At 60.9% G+C, this 16,548-nt stretch carries 13 protein-coding genes and 1 pseudogene; 6 read left to right on the top strand and 8 right to left on the bottom strand.

Annotated elements, in window-relative coordinates; genetic code table 11:
- The first annotated feature begins 4 nt into the window (after window positions 1-4).
- The 6 genes from ACFT1A_RS26120 to ACFT1A_RS26095 are packed head-to-tail and all read left to right on the top strand — an operon-like array spanning window position 5 to window position 7,677.
- Window positions 5-1,126 carry a Glu/Leu/Phe/Val dehydrogenase dimerization domain-containing protein gene (locus ACFT1A_RS26120; protein ID WP_378449348.1) on the top strand — a complete coding sequence of 374 codons (1,122 nt, stop codon included), beginning with the start codon at window positions 5-7 and terminating at the stop codon, window positions 1,124-1,126.
- The gene (locus tag ACFT1A_RS26115) at window positions 1,123-2,805 is read left to right on the top strand and encodes an AMP-binding protein (RefSeq protein ID WP_378449347.1); all 1,683 of its coding nucleotides are present in this window, start codon (window positions 1,123-1,125) and stop codon (window positions 2,803-2,805) included. The genes ACFT1A_RS26120 and ACFT1A_RS26115 overlap by 4 nt, the downstream gene beginning before the upstream one ends.
- Entirely contained in the window at window positions 2,805-4,079 is a 1,275-nt protein-coding gene (locus ACFT1A_RS26110; protein WP_378449346.1) for a pyridoxal phosphate-dependent aminotransferase, read from the top strand. Before ACFT1A_RS26115 ends, ACFT1A_RS26110 begins: the two co-directional genes overlap by 1 nt.
- Before the next feature lie 41 nt (window positions 4,080-4,120).
- Window positions 4,121-5,050 carry a hypothetical protein gene (locus ACFT1A_RS26105; protein WP_378449345.1) on the top strand — a complete coding sequence of 310 codons (930 nt, stop codon included), beginning with the start codon at window positions 4,121-4,123 and terminating at the stop codon, window positions 5,048-5,050.
- Window positions 5,051-5,086: 36 nt separating this feature from the next.
- A complete protein-coding gene (locus ACFT1A_RS26100) occupies window positions 5,087-6,472 on the top strand; it encodes an NtaA/DmoA family FMN-dependent monooxygenase (RefSeq protein ID WP_378449344.1) in 1,386 nt (461 codons plus the stop codon).
- Window positions 6,469-7,677 carry an LLM class flavin-dependent oxidoreductase gene (locus tag ACFT1A_RS26095; RefSeq protein WP_378449343.1) on the top strand — a complete coding sequence of 403 codons (1,209 nt, stop codon included), beginning with the start codon at window positions 6,469-6,471 and terminating at the stop codon, window positions 7,675-7,677. The genes ACFT1A_RS26100 and ACFT1A_RS26095 overlap by 4 nt, the downstream gene beginning before the upstream one ends.
- A gap of 159 nt (window positions 7,678-7,836) precedes the next feature.
- On the opposite strand, the gene ACFT1A_RS26090 is transcribed toward ACFT1A_RS26095, so the two are convergent.
- The 8 genes and pseudogenes from ACFT1A_RS26090 to ACFT1A_RS26055 all read right to left on the bottom strand — a co-directional run.
- Window positions 7,837-8,727, bottom strand: coding sequence for a phytanoyl-CoA dioxygenase family protein (locus tag ACFT1A_RS26090; RefSeq protein ID WP_378449342.1), 891 nt, complete (start codon window positions 8,725-8,727; stop codon window positions 7,837-7,839).
- Window positions 8,728-8,737: 10 nt separating this feature from the next.
- Entirely contained in the window at window positions 8,738-9,613 is an 876-nt protein-coding gene (locus ACFT1A_RS26085; protein ID WP_378449341.1) for an NAD(P)-dependent oxidoreductase, read from the bottom strand.
- 5 nt (window positions 9,614-9,618) lie between these two features.
- Complete coding sequence (locus tag ACFT1A_RS26080; protein WP_378449340.1) at window positions 9,619-11,100, bottom strand: flavin-containing monooxygenase; 1,482 nt, start codon at window positions 11,098-11,100, stop codon at window positions 9,619-9,621.
- Window positions 11,101-11,115: 15 nt separating this feature from the next.
- A complete protein-coding gene (locus tag ACFT1A_RS26075; RefSeq protein WP_378449339.1) occupies window positions 11,116-12,600 on the bottom strand; it encodes an aldehyde dehydrogenase family protein in 1,485 nt (494 codons plus the stop codon).
- The gene (locus tag ACFT1A_RS26070) at window positions 12,597-14,087 is read right to left on the bottom strand and encodes an amidase (protein WP_378449338.1); all 1,491 of its coding nucleotides are present in this window, start codon (window positions 14,085-14,087) and stop codon (window positions 12,597-12,599) included. Before ACFT1A_RS26070 ends, ACFT1A_RS26075 begins: the two co-directional genes overlap by 4 nt.
- Complete coding sequence (locus tag ACFT1A_RS26065) at window positions 14,074-14,832, bottom strand: gamma-glutamyl-gamma-aminobutyrate hydrolase family protein (RefSeq protein ID WP_378449337.1); 759 nt, start codon at window positions 14,830-14,832, stop codon at window positions 14,074-14,076. Before ACFT1A_RS26065 ends, ACFT1A_RS26070 begins: the two co-directional genes overlap by 14 nt.
- Entirely contained in the window at window positions 14,810-15,895 is a 1,086-nt protein-coding gene (locus ACFT1A_RS26060) for a Zn-dependent alcohol dehydrogenase (protein ID WP_378449336.1), read from the bottom strand. The genes ACFT1A_RS26065 and ACFT1A_RS26060 overlap by 23 nt, the downstream gene beginning before the upstream one ends.
- Before the next feature lie 20 nt (window positions 15,896-15,915).
- Window positions 15,916-16,548 (bottom strand): annotated as a pseudogene (locus ACFT1A_RS26055) (glutamine synthetase); the annotation flags it as partial.

The following is a 16,548-nucleotide window of genomic DNA, read 5'->3' as shown; positions in this document are numbered from 1 at the left end:
AACAGTGACAACAACGATCGTGGACGCGGCCGCGCCCGCATTTTCAGTGCACCTCAACGGAGCAGACGAACCACTCCAAGGGTGGGTCGTCGTCGACTCACTGGTCGACGGGCTGGCTATGGGCGGCGTCCGGATGACAACGACCGTCGACTACGAGGAGGTCTGCGGTCTCGCACGTGACATGACCGACAAATTCACCCTAGCCGGACTGCGAATAGGCGGCGCGAAGGGCGGCATCGTCTCGGACGGCACCGATCGTCAAACTACATTCCGCACCTTCGGACGCACCGTCAAACCGCTGCTGCACGGCGGAATTCACCTCGGAATCGATCTCGGAGTCACACCTGCAGATCGTGCCGTCTTCTTCGAATCCGCGGGATACGATCCTCGATACCGACTAGGAGCACCAGACATTCCGATCGACTGGCGGACCTACTACGAACCTCTCATCGACGTAACCGGATATGGCGTGGCGATCGGTGCGCTGACCGCCCTCGAAGCAAAAGGGCACAAGGGGCCCGCTCGCGTCGTCATCCAGGGGTTCGGCGCGGTCGGTCGATCCGTCGCCCAATTTCTGGAATCGAAAGGCCACATCGTCACCGGCGTCGCCGACATCCTGGGGACAGTGAGCGCCAACGAGCTATCGACGGCCGAATTGATCGCCGCCACCGACGCCCACGGCCGTATCGACCGATCACAATTATCAATCGAAACAACGCAGTCAACGGACCTTGACGCGTGGCTCGACGTAGAGGCAGATCTTCTCGTTCTCGCTGCCCAGAAGCACGCTCTGACAGCGGAAAATGTAACCCGCCTACGTGCAGGGATCGTTGTCGAGGGCGCCAATTTGGCTTCCACCACAGAAGGCCGCGAAGCCGCAGCACGGGAAGGCGTCCTCCTGGTGCCTGGTGTCATCGCGAACATCGGGGGCGCGGGTGCGGCCGCCCTTGCCGTCACTCGTGTCGTCCCCTTCGATCTACCCGCCGACGCCCGCAAACAATGGGTATTCGATTGGGTTGCAGAGAGAGTGCGCCGCAACACGAGAGATCTCTTCGACCTTTCAGCCGTCTCGCCTTCGACGGCGCTCGACGACTTGCTGACACATCGCAGAAAGGAGCGCCAGTGACCACCACACCAGACCTGCTCCCCGCCACGGAGTCCACCACCGAGTTCCACACACGTGGATGGTGGCGCAAGGAGACATTCGGCGACGATCTACAGCGGCAGGCACGGCTGCAACCGAACCGTCTCGCGGTTGCAGCGCGGCGAATCGGCCAGTCCCGCACCGACACGCTGGACTACTCCGAATTGGCCGAAACTAGTGAACGCTTCGCCCACGCCCTCGTCGGACTCGGCGTCAACCCTGGCGATGTCGTTGCAGTCCAGCTCCAAAACCGTTGGGAAATGGTGCCTCTCATCTTCGCCTGCATTCGAGTTGGAGCTGTGATCTGCCCTGTCGCCCCTGTGTGCCCGGAAGACGAGCTTCGTCACCGATTAACTCTTACCGAGGCGAACGTATTGGTAACCGCAGCAGGACTACCCACCCCATCCGCGGCGACACTTGCATCGTCCCTCAGAAGAGACATTGCCACCCTCGACCACATCGTCGTGATCGACGCACACTCCTCGTCCACTGACATCATCGACTTTCACGAACAATTTCAAAAACCAACCGACGAGTCAGACAGCGCAGATCTCGACGGACGAGCGCGATCAGCTGACGAACCATTCGTCGTCTTGTTCACCTCGGGCACGACTGGACTCTCGAAGGGTGTTGTACACAGCCAGAACTCAGTACATTCCGCCATCAGCGGGTATGTCGACGCATTCGACGCCGACGAGAGCTGGATCGCGGCGGTCTCCACGCCACTCGTCCATTACTCGGGCTTTGCGCAGGGCGTGCTGGCCAGCGTGCTTGTGGGCGGCACCGTCGTTTTCCAAGATCTCCGGCGCAACGAACTTCTTCTCGATCTCGTCGAGAAATACGGTGCCACAGTACTTTACGGTCCCCCAGCTACTGTCAATGAAGTTGCACTTTCGCAGCTGACCCGACAACGAGACACCCACTCCTTGCGGCACGTCATCGTGGGGTCAGCACCCGTATTGCCATCGCTCGTCCATAGAGTCCAAGAAACACTGGGCGCGCGCGTGTATTCACTGTGGGGGCTCTCGGAAAACGGCCCGGTGACGATGACCCGCCCCGAAGATCCTGTCGGCTGGGCAGCACAAAGCAATGGTCGGCCGATCGACGCGATGCAAACCCGACTCATCAGTACCGGCGCGGACGGAAACATCAGCCAGGTGGGCAGACTTCAGGTCAAGGGTGCGTCGCTGGCCCTGGGGTACTTCAAACGCGACAAGGACTTCCAGAAGGAGATCGACGCCGCGGGATGGTTCGATACCGGTGACCTTGCACAGAGCGACGGCAGAGGTGGCATCCGCATCCTCGGACGCACCCGCGATGCGATCGTCAAAGACGGCGAAATCGCCCCTCTCGTAGAGCTCGAAGAAGCGATCGGCGAACACCCCAAGGCCGTGGAGGCCGCACTCGTCGGAGTACCGACCGGCAAAGACGCAAATGGTCTGGCCATCGTCGCTGCAGTGGTACCTGCCAGCACCTACGGCCCAAATGTGGACGAGATTCGAACACATCTGCTAGAGGCCGGCTACCCCTCCGCCTTTGTCCCCGACCGAGTGGAGGTGCTCTCCGCGCTACCCAAGACGCTGACAGGCAAAGTGCGCAAAGCCGCACTGCGCGAACAGTTCAGCATTATCGCAAAGAACCCGCCGGAATCGGACCGCTGATGTCCCAAGCACGACCAGTTGCCATGTCGCCGACGCTTGCAGCGGACGAGTTACTCGCCCGGCGAACGCGCGAAGGAAAGTTCGTATTGTCGATGGCGAGCGGCGAGATCGGTTTACCCGTTCATCCAGAACTTTCGCTCCAACTAGCCTATGCAGCGGCTATGGGCTCGTACGGGCCGGTCGCCGGAAGCGAACTCCTCAGATCTGCTGCAGCTGGCTATTGGGCCCGCAGAGGGTTGGAGATCGATGCAGAACTAGTGGTGGCAGGTCCTGGATCGAAATCGCTCCTTTACGCCTTGATGCTCGCAATCGGCGGCGACGTCATCATCGCCGTTCCGAGCTGGGTCTCCTATGCAGCCCAGACGGCACTCGCCGGGGCACGGGCGCTGCCAGTCCCCATCGTTGCGGGAAACGGGGGCGTTCCCGACCCCGATCAGCTCCGCGACGCCGTCGCCCAGGCTCGCAAAGAAGGCAGAAACCCACGAATCATCGTCGTCACTGTCCCCGACAACCCCACCGGGACAATCGCATCCGACGGCATCCTTCGTCGACTCGCAGTAATCGCACGAGAGCTCGATCTAATCATCATCTCCGATGAGATCTACGGCGATCTCGTCTACGACAACGCTGCTGTCACCTCCCCAGCCCGTCACGCGCCGGAACGCACGATCATCACCACCGGGCTGACGAAGAATCTAGCCCTTGGCGGCTGGCGCACAGGCGTCGCACGACTACCCGACAGCAAGGTCGGTCGCAGCATCCACACACGTCTGCTCGCCGTCGCGAGCCAGATTTGGTCGACTCCCCCAGCACCCATCCAGGCCGCAGCGGCATACGCCTTCGCCGAACCGCCCGGGGTCATCAAGCGTATCGAAGCGAGCAACCGGCTGCACAAAACCGTAGTCCGAGCAGTTGCCGAACAGCTCATCGCCGCAGGCGCCAAGGTCCGACCCATCACTGCCACCTGTTACCTCTACCCGGACTTCGAACCGTTGCGGCACGAACTTTCGACGACGCACGCAATCAACGACAGCGATGCGCTCGCGCAAACAATCTTGGAGAAATACGGGATCGGTTCGATACCTGCCAGCGCATTCGGAGAGTCGCCACACGCACTGAGAATTCGACTAGCGACCAGTCGCCTCTACGGCGACACAGCCGAGCAACAGACCACAGCTTTGACCGCAACCTCTCCACTCGACCTTCCTTGGATTCGGGATTCCATAGCCAGAATCGGCGACGCCGTACATGAACTCACCGGCGCCCTGCACTAACCACCACACGCATGAAAACAGCAACGCACAAGGAGCCCACCATGACCTCTTCACACCCATCCACAGTGTTCGAAGCGACCTACCGCGGTGAACCCCATGTCGGATTCGGGCGAGCAGACACCTCCGCTGGCCTGGTAAATCTGTACCGCAGCAAAGACGGCCTGCTGGCACAGTCCATCGTGAACACCGACGGGTCGGCCGATGCCATCCGAGACATAATCGCCGCCGGCCACAATCCAATCGTCGTTGCCGGCGACGATCCCGAACTTCGACTGCGTCCTCCCCTGCTCACCGGCACCAACGGCAACGCACTGTTGAGCGGCTTCATGGGAACTCACAAGAAAAAGTGGGACGGCAAGTCAGCTCCCGACAACGGCGAGTTCACCCCTCCCAAGTGGTTCTTCAAGGGATTCGGTGACTGGATTCGCCTACCAGGAGACGACCTGAATGTCCCCGCCGAACCGCTGGCACTCATCGAAGAACCCGAAGTGGTCTTGGTATACATCAACGACGCGGAAGGAACACCGCACTACGCTGGATACACATTCGGAAACGACCTGTGCGACATCGGACTTCATCGTCGCGACCCCGGATACAACCCATACTGCAAACTGTGCGACACGGTCGTCGTACCGCTGCTGTTTCTCGGGGAACCACCCACAACTGTCAACGGACAGGTCAACATCGTGCGCAATGGCCAAACTGCGTGGCAGGGTGAATTCAACTGCGGCACCGACGCCTTGTACTACCGCGTTTCCGACATGGTCGAGCATTTGTTCTCATTCCCCGCACTGAGGCGACCCGGCCTGGTTAACTACGTTCTCCTCGGAGCCGACGAGGCGAGCTTTCACGATGGGTTCTCGATCGTCGACGGCGATAGGGTCGACATTCACGTACGCAGTCATGACGTTCGCTTCGAGAACACAGTTACCTATGCAGCGAGCCCTGCATTGTCTGCGGCGTCAGCCTGAATTCGGATGCCACCTCCACAGGAAGGAATTCGTTCGTTGACAATCGGTAGAACAAAACAAATTCACCTCGGGGCCCAGTTGCCAGGCATCCACAACGTCACCGTGTGGTCGGATCCGCACTCGCACAGCCAGATTGATTTCTACTCATTCGCATCGTTGGCGCGGACAGCCGAGCGTGGGAAATTTGATTTCTTCTTCCTCGCCGAAGGACTGCGCCTACGCGAGCACAAAGGCCAGTTCTACGACCTCGATGTCGTAGGCAGACCCGACAACCTCACAATCCTTGCTGCACTGGCATCGGCCACAACGCACCTAGGGCTGTCGGCGACAGTAAATGCCACGTTCAACGAGCCGTACGACGTCGCCCGTCGACTCGCCACACTGGACCATCTGAGCGAGGGCCGGGCAGGGTGGAACATTGTGACCAGCCACGACGCCTTCACCGGAGCAAACTTTCGGCGCGGCGGATTTCTCGACGAAAATGACAGGTACGAACGCGCTGCGGAGTTTCTCACCGCGGCACGCACCTTATGGGACAGCTGGTCCGAATTCGACGTCCTCGCCGACGCGCACGCCGGACAGTTCGTCCACGCCGGCGTAGGTGAATACTCCTACCAAGGAGGGCATTTCAATATCTCAGGACGCTTTTCCACTCCCCGGTCACCGCAAGGACACCCGGTGATAATCCAAGCCGGAGACTCCGAATCCGGTCGGCAATTCGCCGCAGCCGAAGCAGACGTCATCTTCAGCAAGTACAACAGGATAGACAAGGCACGCGAATTCTATGCCGACGTCAAAAAACGACTCGCTTACCACGGTCGCTCACGCGAAGATCTGAAGATTATCCCGACGGCAACCGTAGTGATCGCCGATACCGACCAAGAAGCGACAGAACTCGCCGACGAGATCACCCGGTCCCAGGTCAGCCCGCAAACCGCCATTGCCCACCTAGAAGCTGTCTGGGGTCGAGACCTGTCCGACTACGACCCCAACGGGCCGCTCCCGAAGATCGAACCCGATCCCAACTCCGTCTTACTGGAGGGACATTCGGTCTTTCGCGGAGACCGCGCAGCTATCGTACAGCAGTGGCGGGCACTTTCGGACAGCCGCGGTGGTCTGAGCATTCGAGACCTGGCCATCGAAAACCACGGCGGCCAGACATTCGTCGGTAGCGCTCGAACAGTCGCCGACTCGATCAACGAATTCGTACAAACCGACGGAGCCGACGGTTTCGTACTCGTACCCACAACCACCCCCGGCGGCCTCGACCGTTTTGTAGACGAGGTTGTACCGATCCTGCAAGAAAAGGGAGTCTATCGCGAGGACTACACGGACACTTCGCTCCGCAACCACCTCGGACTGTCCTCCTCTTCCCCGCGAGGAACCACTGACACTGAAGTCCTCAACCAGGAGAAGCATTGAGAAAGAGCAATATTCATCTAGGTTTGGCCCTACAAGGCGCTGGATGGCACCCCGCAGCATGGCGCGAACCCGACGCTCGGCCGCACGATCTGTTCACCGCACCATACTGGGCCGACCTGGCGATCGAGGCGGAGCAAGCCCTCCTTGACTTCGTCACCATCGAGGACACACTTGGACTACAAACTGCCACCATCCATCGCCCGGATACCCGAACCGACCAAGTTCGCGGTGACCTCGATGCTGTCCTCCTCGCCGCACGCCTAGGACCGCTTACCCGTCACATCGGCCTGATCCCCACCGCAAATGTGACCCACACCGAGCCCTTTCACCTCGCAACAGCAATCGCCACGCTCGACTACGCCAGCTCCGGACGCGCCGGATGGCGACCACAGATCTCCGCTCGTGCATCCGACGCCGCACACTTCGGGCGCCGCGTCACACCTCAATTGACAGACAACGACGTGCTGGCACCAGAACGAATCGCTGCTCGGCTGCGGCCACTGTTCGACGAAGCACGCGACGTGGTCGAAGTCGCCCGCCGATTGTGGGACAGCTGGGAAGACGACGCAGAAATCCGCGACACGACGTCCGGGAGATTCATCGATCACGCCAAGCTGCATCACATCAATTTCGAAGGTGAACACTTCTCGGTCAAGGGACCGGCGATCACCCCGCGCCCACCTCAAGGACAGCCTGTAGTAGCCAGTCTCGCCCACGCGGACATTCCATACGAATTCGCCACCGCCGCAAGCGACGTCGTATTCGTGACGCCCGCAGACCGTACACAAGCAGCCACAACAATCGCGGAGGTTGCCGCAACCGCATCCCGGACCGGCCGCGATACCACAACGCGGCCGCTCCGAATATTCGCAGACCTCGTCGTTGTCATCGACGACGAACCAGGCTTGGCAGCAAGCAGAAAGGAGCGACTCGACACCAACGCGGGCAACCCGCTGACCTCAGACGCGGCTATCTTCGTAGGCACATCATCCGAACTCGCAGATCTGTTACTCGATTGGCACGAAGCAGGATTCGACGGATTCCGATTGCGGCCGGCCGTCTTGCCTCACGATCTGATCGCTATCACACGCAAACTGGTACCCGAATTACAGCGACGGGGACTGTTTCGCGAACACTACTCGGCAACAACACTCCGCGGGCACCTCGGACTCTCCCGCCCTAAAAGTCGCTTCGCCGTGGCCTGAAACCAGCGATTCCCCAACCTTCCCACATCTGCTTGGCCACCTGCACGTTCCACGCCTGGCACGTGGGTGTCCACGCTGCAGGCTGTTTCTCGATCTAAACCCTGGAATCTACTGTTTGAGTTAGGTTTTGGTTGGCCAGCAGCGTGCAGGATCGAGGGTTCAGTGGGCAGTCGGGAGTTCGACGGCGCCGTTTTCGAGGAGAACGTGTGCGTCGATCATCTGACCGCCCCGTTCGACGTAACCCATCAGGTTCGCTCCGGACCCCCAGCCGAGCAGTCGCTGTACCTCTTCGGAAAGATCAAGCAGTTTTTCACGCGGGATTGACAGGTATTGGTTCTCTTCCTGACGTAAGCAGGCGAGGTCGAATGCCATCGTCAAGCCGGTCCGTGGCGCTTCGGACGAGTTGTTACCGCCGCCGTGGTACGTAGAACCGGTCCAGATGAGGGCAGCACCGGCCCGCATCACGGTCGGCGCCGCTTCGGCTTGTTTCGGGCCTCGTTGGTCGTCCCACCGATGGCTTCCGGGTATGACGAGGGTGCCGCCGTTTTCTGCTGTGAAATCGCTGACCGCCACCATGATCTGCAGTCGGCCCTCGCGTCCGTAGTCGGGGTGGCGCCACAGAAAGCTCGTGTCGTCTCGATGGAGACGCTGGGCACCCTGCCCTGGGTGGATTTCGATTGCCTGGGTGACACCGATCTGGATATCGGGCGTGATTTCGATCTGGTCGTCTCCGACCCAGACGGACAGGGGCACCTGAAGGATTTTCTTGGCGGCTCCGTAGTAGAGCGGGTGGAGCGCGATCTGGGGCATGAGGTCGATCCGACCGAAGAGCCCTCCTGCTCTTCGGGTTTGGGTTCCGGCGAAAAATTCGTCTTCTCCGTAGCCGGTGCTTTCGAGGACGGGGCCGAGTTGGGTGCGCAGTTCGTCGAGCTGGGGGGTGTCGAGAAAGTCTTCGACGATGACTCCGCCGTCGCGGTGGATCACGTCGACGATCTCGTCGACTGTTGTTGTCGAGGGTAGGGCGGTGAGGTGGTTGGCCATGGTTGTCATAAGTGTCTCCTTAGATTGCGGATTGAGAGTTGGCGGAGAGTGTTTCGACTTGAGCGAAGATGCCCTTGTCCCCGTGCCCGGCGGCGCATGCACGTTGTAAGTTGTCGAGATTCGCCGTCATCAGAGCGGCGCGTTGGCCTGCTCGCTGCATCGATTGTTGCCAGGCTTCTACTGCGGCTGCGTAGACGTTCAAGGTTGCCTGATCGGTCTCGTACTCTCCGGATTCGAACGCTTTGAGTGCTTCGTGAAGGAGTTCGAGAAGTTTGTCGGTCCACAGGTGCAAACTGTGGCGCATCTCCGCGATCGCGACGTCCTCGGACCGCACGTACGCTGCTGCTTCGTGGAAGGCACCGAGCGCGACGTTGAAGAAGGCGCCTGCCATGGCCGCGTCGATCACGTTGGCGGCACCGGGACGGGCTCCGACATATCGTGATTGGGCGGCGATGGGTGTCAGAAGGCTCTGGACGTCCTCCCACACGTCCTCGTCTCCGGAATAGTTGATCCCTGAGCTTTCGGTTCCGATGTCCTCCGGGTATGCAGCTATGGCTCCGTCGAGGTACCGGGCGCCTCGCCCTGCGATCCACTCGGCGAACTGGTTCGCTTCCTCCGGCGTACCGGTTGCGGTGTTGACGATGATTTTTCCGTCAATCGAATCTGCTTCTGTCACGACATCTTTGGCGATCTCGTAGTTCAGGAGACTGATGACGATTAGCGGACTGGCCGCAATCGCAGATTGTGGAGATTCGGCGACTGTAGCTCCAACCGCAGCGAGGGGTAACGCTCTGTCGGCGGTTCGATTCCACACCGTCACCTTCGTCCCGTTGCGTATGAGCGCCTGGGCGAGGGCTGTTCCCATCAAGCCGGTGCCGAGTATTGATACGTCCATGTTGTTCATCCTTTGCCTGTCGTCAGTGCGTGGAAGTCGGACTTTCGGAATAGCCTGGTGCGCAACCAGTATTCGATTGTGCTGGCCGGCCACAGGGTGTCGATTCGACCGTCAGCGGATTGATACCAGCTGTCGCAGCCACCCGATGCCCACACTGTTCGGCGCATGCGTTCTTGGGTGGCGTCGTAGCTGCGTATCTGGACGGTGCGATCGAGTTCGAGGGCAGAAACCCTTTTTCGGCGCATGTGCTGCACTGCCGACGCGATGTATCTGGCTTGTGCTTCGATCATGAAGATGATCGAGTTGTGACCGAGTCCGGTATTCGGGCCGTTGAGGAACCACAGGTTCGGGAACCCAGCGGATGCAAGCCCGAGCTTTGTTGCGGCGCCCTCGCGCCAACTGTCGGAGAGTTCGACTCCTTCGCGGCCGAATACTTTCATCGGTGCCAGGAAGCTGGTTGCCTGGAATCCGGTCGCGAAGATCAGGGTGTCGACTTCGTGTTCTGTTCCCTCTGAGTCAATGATCGAATGCGGGCGGATCTCGGAAATCCCCGAGGTGTTCAAGTGCACATTTTCCCGTTGGAGCGCGGGGTACCAGTCGTCGGATATCAGGCGACGTTTACAGCCAGGATCGTAATTTGGGGTGACCTTCTGCCTCAAGTCCGAATCCGGCACTTGCTGTTGAAGATTGGCGAGCGCCTGGGATCGGTACTGTTCGACGAGTTTGCGATTTCCGAGGAAGGCGCTGGCGAGCTTTTCGAATGCCCAGTAGGTCCGCCATCGCAGCCACCGTTGACGATAAGGACGCCGTGAGAAACTTTCGCGGGTGGCGGGCGACAGCGCGGCATCACCACGTGGCATGACCCAGTTGGGTGATCGCTGAAATACATGCAGGGTCTCGGTGCGCGGGGCGATTTCGGGGACGAACTGGATCGCACTGGCACCGGAACCTATCACCGCGACACGCCTTCCCGACATGTCGAGGTCATGCCGCCACTGGGCGGAGTGGAATGCGGCACCCTCGAATGACTCTAGTCCGGGTAGTTGCGGGATGTACGGATTACTCAAGCCCCCTGAGCCGTTGACGACAACGGCCGCCGTCACTGATTCGCCGGATGCGAACTGGATGTTCCACCGGAGCCGGTCCTCGTCGAACCGCATTTCGGAGACCTCGACACCGAAGCGGATGTGCGGCAGCAAATCATACTGCGCAGCAACAGATCTGAGATAGTCGAGCAGTTCCGACCATGGCGGGAAGATACGGGTCCAGTTCGGGTTCTGAGCAAAGGAGTAGGAATACAACACGCTGGGCACATCGCATGCTGCCCCTGGGTATGTGTTGTCGCGCCAGGTTCCGCCGACATCGTCGGCGCGTTCGTACAGGACGAAGTCGTCGATGCCCTTCTTCTTCAGTTCGATCGCCATGCACAGCCCGGAAAACCCGGTTCCGATGATCGCGATGTGGCCGTCGTTGACCCGTGATGACATGTGCTGTGCCTTTGTTCAGAGATGGATCCACGTCGACTTCGTCGACGTGAATTTGTCGAGTGCATGGATGCTCTTGTCCACACTGTGGCCTGAGAGTTTGCGACCGCCGAAGGGGACGGAGAGATCCCCTTCCTCGTAGCAGTTCACCCAGACGAGACCTGCGTCGATTTCGCGCGTGAGCCGGTGGGCTCGTGTGAGATTCGACGTCCACACCCCCGCTCCGAGACCGAACGGTGTGGCGTTGGCCAACCTGACGGCGTCAGCGTCGTCAGTGAAACGGGTGACTGCGAGGATCGGTCCGAAAACTTCTTCGAGGAACAGGCGGTGCTCGGCCTGAACATCGGTGAACACGATCGGATCCAGGTACGCCCCCGAACCTGCTCGTTCCTGCAGCGAACCGTGGGCGAGCGTTGCGCCTTCTGTGTGAGCAGTTCTCGCGTGTTCGAGGACGTCCGCGCGATGCGCCCGACTCGCGACGGGCCCGATGTGGGTATCAGGATCGAAAGGGTCACCGACAGTGCAGCGCTTGATTTCCGAAATCACCTCGGCGACGAATTGATCCGCGATCGTTTCCTCGACCAACAAGCGAGCACCTGCAGTGCACATCTGTCCGGCGTTGAAGGTAATTGCCCATGCCACGGTGCGCGCTGCAACGGCGAGGTCCGGAGCATCGGCGAATACCAACTGTGGGCTCTTGCCGCCGAGTTCGAGATGTACGGGTTTCGCATTCGACTCACCCGCGTAGATCAGCAGTTGTTTGCCGACATCCGGTGATCCGGTGAAGGTGAGACAGTCGACGCCGTTGTGGCGAGCAAGGGCAGCTCCGGCCTGTCCACCGCTGCCTGTGACAACTTGCAGTACGCCGTCGGGAAGTCCTGCAGCCGAACCCAGCTGAGCCAAGCGAAGCAAGGACAACGGTGACTGTGTAGCGGGCTTGATGACCATGCTGTTGCCTGCAAGCAACGCAGGGGCGATCTTCCAACTACTGAGCGTGAGTGGGAAGTTCCATGGGGTGATCGCCGCGACCACCCCCACCGGCTCACGGCTCACCAACGCGACCGCATCGATCAGGCCGCGCGGCGACTCGTCGTAGAGTTTGTCAGCCAGTTCTCCATACCAGCGGAAGGTGTTCTCGACGGCGCGCAGCTCGATATCCCGTGCCACCTGGATCGGCTTACCCATCTCGAGTGTGATGAGCGCAGCGAGTTCGTCGCGGTGCGCGTAGACGAGCTCTGCCCACCGCTGCAGTACCGCGCCACGCTCGCGCGCACTGATCCTCGCCCACCGGCCATCGAGAAACGCCGCGCGGGCACCCTCGGCTGCTCTGTCGACGTCGGCGTCACTGGCCAGCGGGACACTGGTTACGACGGTGTCGTTGTGCGGGGATACAACATGGTGGCGCTCACTCCCGTCGCCGTTGAACCATTGACCGTTCAGCCACATCGCCGATGGCGCTTCGATCGACGTCGCGAATTGTGTCCATTCCTCGCGGGTGTTCATCGGCGTTCCGTTTCCGAGTAGAGGGTCGGCATCTTTTCCGTTTCTGGGAGGAGCAGCTTGCCGGCATGAATCGGTGGGACGCGGCCTGCCCATGGGACGGCTTCCTCGAGTTGCGCGGCCACGGCAAGCAACAGATCGTCACGGCCGGGAGCTGCGGCGAGCTGCACTCCGATCGGCAGTCCGTCACACATTCCTGTGGGGATGGAGATAGCCGGTTGGCCGGTGACGTTGTAGATGGCAGTAAAGGGCGAGTACTGCGCCAAGGTGTCCACCCACTCGCCGGCGGTGATACCACGCCGGTTGGAGTCGAGCTCGCCGACGTGCCAGGCGGTCGTCGGTGTGGTGGGCGTGAGAGTGAGGTCGAAGAATTCGAAGAAGCTCGCCGTGCCACGGGTCAGGAGATTCTGGTAGCGGCGGGCGCGGGCGATGTCCGCCCATTTCACGGTGAATCCGTGACGAACCATGGCGGCAGTCGAGCTCTCCAGCGAGGAGTACATGTCCTCGATCGCGCCTGCTCCGGTCAGTGCGCGCACGGACTCTGCGATCGACGCAGACCAGAAAGTGAGATTGAGATCCCGAAACAGTTCGGAGTCAACATCTGGTGCCGCATTTTCGACGTGACCGCCGAACTGTTCGAGCAAGCGTGCGATGCGCATCACCTCGGCTGTCACGGCGGGGTCCGCAGCGTGACGACTGCCAGGTGATTCGGTCGACACAGCGATCCGGAGGCCTTTCGGTCGCCGGCCGACTGCTCGGCTGTAGTGGCCGGGGCTTCGACGCGGCTGAAAGTACCGGTCCCCCGGTGCGCTGCCGTGCACTACGTCCATCAACGCGGCGGCGTCGCGGACTGTCCGGGTGACCGCGAACTCAGTCGTGAGGCCGAAGAGCGGTTCATCCGAATCCGGGCCGGGTGGAACGAGCCCGCGGGTCGGTTTGAGTCCCACCACCCCGCACAGTGCGGCAGGGATTCGTATGGATCCGCCGGCGTCGTTGGCGTGCGCCCACGGCAAGGCCCCGGCGGCAACGAGCGCCGCGGAGCCACCGCTGGATCCACCGGCGACTCGCTGCGGGTTCCAGGGGTTGCGGGTAGGACCGTTCACTGCCGATTCCGTCGTTGCGCTGAATCCGAATTCTGGTGTGGCAGTGCGACAGGTCACGGATAGTCCGGCAGCGCGCCACCTACCCATCAGGTCGGAGTCACGTGTGGCGATATAGCCTGCGGTTGCTGCGCTACCGTTCTCGTTCGGTATTCCCGCCGCAGTGCACAGGAGATCTTTGAGCGCGAACGGAACTCCGCTGAAAGGACCGGATGTGGAATACGCCGGTGGTGGGTCGAGTGGAGGACCGACGGTGGCACCGAGGTGCGTGTCGACGTGGGAGATTGCAGCTAGTGCGGCTTCGCGCACTTCAGCGGGGGTGACTTCTTTCCGGTCGAGTCGGCATTTCAGGGCCGTGGCGTCCATGTCCGAGTATTCATGCAACTCCATCGAGCACTTCCTTTCGTGCGAGAGCGACCTGGACCAACCATGCGAAGACGGGGTCCTTCCGGCGCCATTCCGGATGCCATTGGACGCCGACGATCGGTCTCCCGCGCATCTCCACCGCTTCGACGACACCGTCCGGAGCCCACCCACTGGGAGTGAGGTCAGGGCCGAGCCGGTCCACTGCTTGGTGGTGCAAGGAGTTGACCTCTACGTGTGCGCCGTATATCTCGAACACCGTCGAATCAGTGGCGGTCCGTACGGGGTGGGTCTCCTCGGCTATGCCCAGTCCTGGTGACTTGTGGTTGATGTCTATGGTCGGAAGATCAGGCACGAGCGTGCCTCCCAATGCCACATTCAGCATCTGCATCCCGCGACAGACACCGAGCAGTGGAGTATCGAGTTCTACTGCACCCGATATTAATTCGATCTCATACGCATCTCGACGCGGGTCACTGTCCGGATCGGTGGGCGCGGCGTCGATACCCAGTGTTTCGGGGTGAACATCCTGCCCACCAGAGATGACTATTCCGTCGAGCCGCTCAATCAGGTCGATTCCGCTTGCTTCATAGGGAATTTGGACGACAAGGGCGCCTTCGGACGACAGCCGGGTGGGAAAATCGGAGTAGTGCATGTCGAACTCGAGATGGCGGTACCGAGGTTCGACGGCCAGGCGTTCCGCGCTCGAGCGCCGACCGGTCACTCCGATCAATGGGCGACGCGCACGCTCAGGCGAATTCGACGACGACACGATTCACCCCTCCTTCACGAAGCGCTGCGATTCCTGTGTTGATCTCGTCGAAGGGGACTCGCAACGAGATCATCTCGTCGAGTTCGAGTCGGCCCTGGACGTACAGCTCGGCCAATCGCGGAATATCGGTCGGGAATTGGTTCGACCCGAGGAGGGAGCCTTGCAAACGCTTCTCCTGGAAAAACAATTCCGACGCTGTGATCCGCAGCGGCTCGTCATCAGGAACCATGCCGAGGACCGTGGCCACTCCGCCGGGAGCGAGCATCGAGAATGCCTGCTCGACAGTGACTCTGCGGCCGATCGCCTCGAATGAGTAGTCCACCCCACCCGGACACAACGCGCGTACGGCGTCGACGGGTTCGATCTCAGCCGCGTTCACTGACGCAGTCGCCCCGACTCGAAGAGCCTGATCGATACTTCGCTGGTCCACATCGATTGCGATGATCCGGGCCGCGCCAGCTAGCCGGGCGCCCTGAATTACCGAAAGCCCCACGCCTCCACAACCGATGACGGCAACCGACGCCCCTGGTTCGATGCGAGCACTGTGCCAGACCGCCCCGACGCCGGTGATGGTGGCGCACCCGAGCAAACTCGCGCGATCGAGAGGTACCGAATCGTCGACGCGGACGACGCTGTTCTCGTGCACGAGCATCTGTTCGGCGAATCCGCCGATGCCACCCATTCGTCCCACTTCGCGCCCGGCCTTGGTCGTCAACGCCGGCTGGGGCCGCGAGCGGAGGCGGGAATGATTGGAGCAGAGGGTGAGTCGACCTGCAATGCAGTATCGGCATCGGCCACAAAAAGCTGTCATGCACGTCACGACGTGGTCGCCCGGCGCTACAGCCGTGACGTCTGACCCAACCGATTCGACGATGCCCGATGCCTCGTGACCAAGCACCTCCGGAAGTTCTGTTCGCCAGAGCGCGTCCACGTAGTGCAGATCGGTATGACACAGCCCGACGGCTGCTGTACGTATGCGAACTTCGCGAGGTCCGGCCACGTCGATGTCGAGTTCTTCGAACTCGAGCCGACCAGGGGCAGCGTTCAGTATTGCTGCTTTCATCTTCAGACCTGTCCTCGTTGTCAGACGTGCTCGAAGTAGCGTTCGAGCTCCCAGTCGGAGACTCCTGCGGCCGGGTCTCCCCCAGTGGTGAAGAACTGCAACCATTCCCACCGGCGGGTGCCGATCCAGTACTCCACCAGCTCTCGCCCCAAAACCTCCGTCAGGTTTACATCGCCACTCAATTCCGCGATCGCTCGAGAAAGGCTGGCTGGCAACTTCGGGGTTCCCGGCGGCAATCCCCAGGCCATGACGGTGCATTCGGGGCCAGGATCGCTGTGATCGCGCAGACCGATCAGACCGCCGGCAAGGAACGATGCCATCGACAGATAGATGTTCACGTCCGCCGACGGGACGCGATACTCGACTCGAGAGAGCTTCTCGGTCGTGCAGACGGCTCGAACGGCCGCGCTCTTGTTGTCAACACCCCACGTGACGGTGGTGGGAGGTCCGTCGAATTCTGCGATTCTGCGGTATGAGTTCACGGTCGGATACTGGAAAGAACTGGCCGCCGCCATTGTGTCGAGGACGCCGCCGATGAAGTTCCGCATCGTCTCCGACGGGCGCGAGGGCTCAACTTCATCGAAGAAGGCGTTCCGTCCGTCCTGTTGAAGCGAAAGGTTGATGTGAGCGCCCTGCCCGAACTGGTCCGGCGA

It is taken from the genome of Rhodococcus sp. NPDC057135, assembly GCF_042670865.1.
In the GTDB taxonomy this organism is placed as follows: Bacteria; Actinomycetota; Actinomycetes; order Mycobacteriales; family Mycobacteriaceae; genus Rhodococcus_F.
Note: the sequence above shows the minus strand (reverse complement) of the source record. Positions and strands in the feature narration are given on the sequence as shown.

Bases quoted from the DNA above. Each gene is read 5' to 3' on its own strand.
- ACFT1A_RS26110 (WP_378449346.1), top strand. From the start codon at position 2,805: ATGTCCCAAGCACGACCAGTTGCCATGTCGCCGACGCTTGCAGCGGAC.
- ACFT1A_RS26105 (WP_378449345.1), top strand. From the start codon at position 4,121: ATGACCTCTTCACACCCATCCACAGTGTTCGAAGCGACCTACCGCGGT.
- ACFT1A_RS26090 (WP_378449342.1), bottom strand. From the start codon at position 8,727: ATGACAACCATGGCCAACCACCTCACCGCCCTACCCTCGACAACAACA.
- ACFT1A_RS26085 (WP_378449341.1), bottom strand. From the start codon at position 9,613: ATGGACGTATCAATACTCGGCACCGGCTTGATGGGAACAGCCCTCGCC.
- ACFT1A_RS26080 (WP_378449340.1), bottom strand. From the start codon at position 11,100: ATGTCATCACGGGTCAACGACGGCCACATCGCGATCATCGGAACCGGG.
- ACFT1A_RS26075 (WP_378449339.1), bottom strand. From the start codon at position 12,600: ATGAACACCCGCGAGGAATGGACACAATTCGCGACGTCGATCGAAGCG.
- ACFT1A_RS26070 (WP_378449338.1), bottom strand. From the start codon at position 14,087: ATGGAGTTGCATGAATACTCGGACATGGACGCCACGGCCCTGAAATGC.
- ACFT1A_RS26060 (WP_378449336.1), bottom strand. From the start codon at position 15,895: ATGAAAGCAGCAATACTGAACGCTGCCCCTGGTCGGCTCGAGTTCGAA.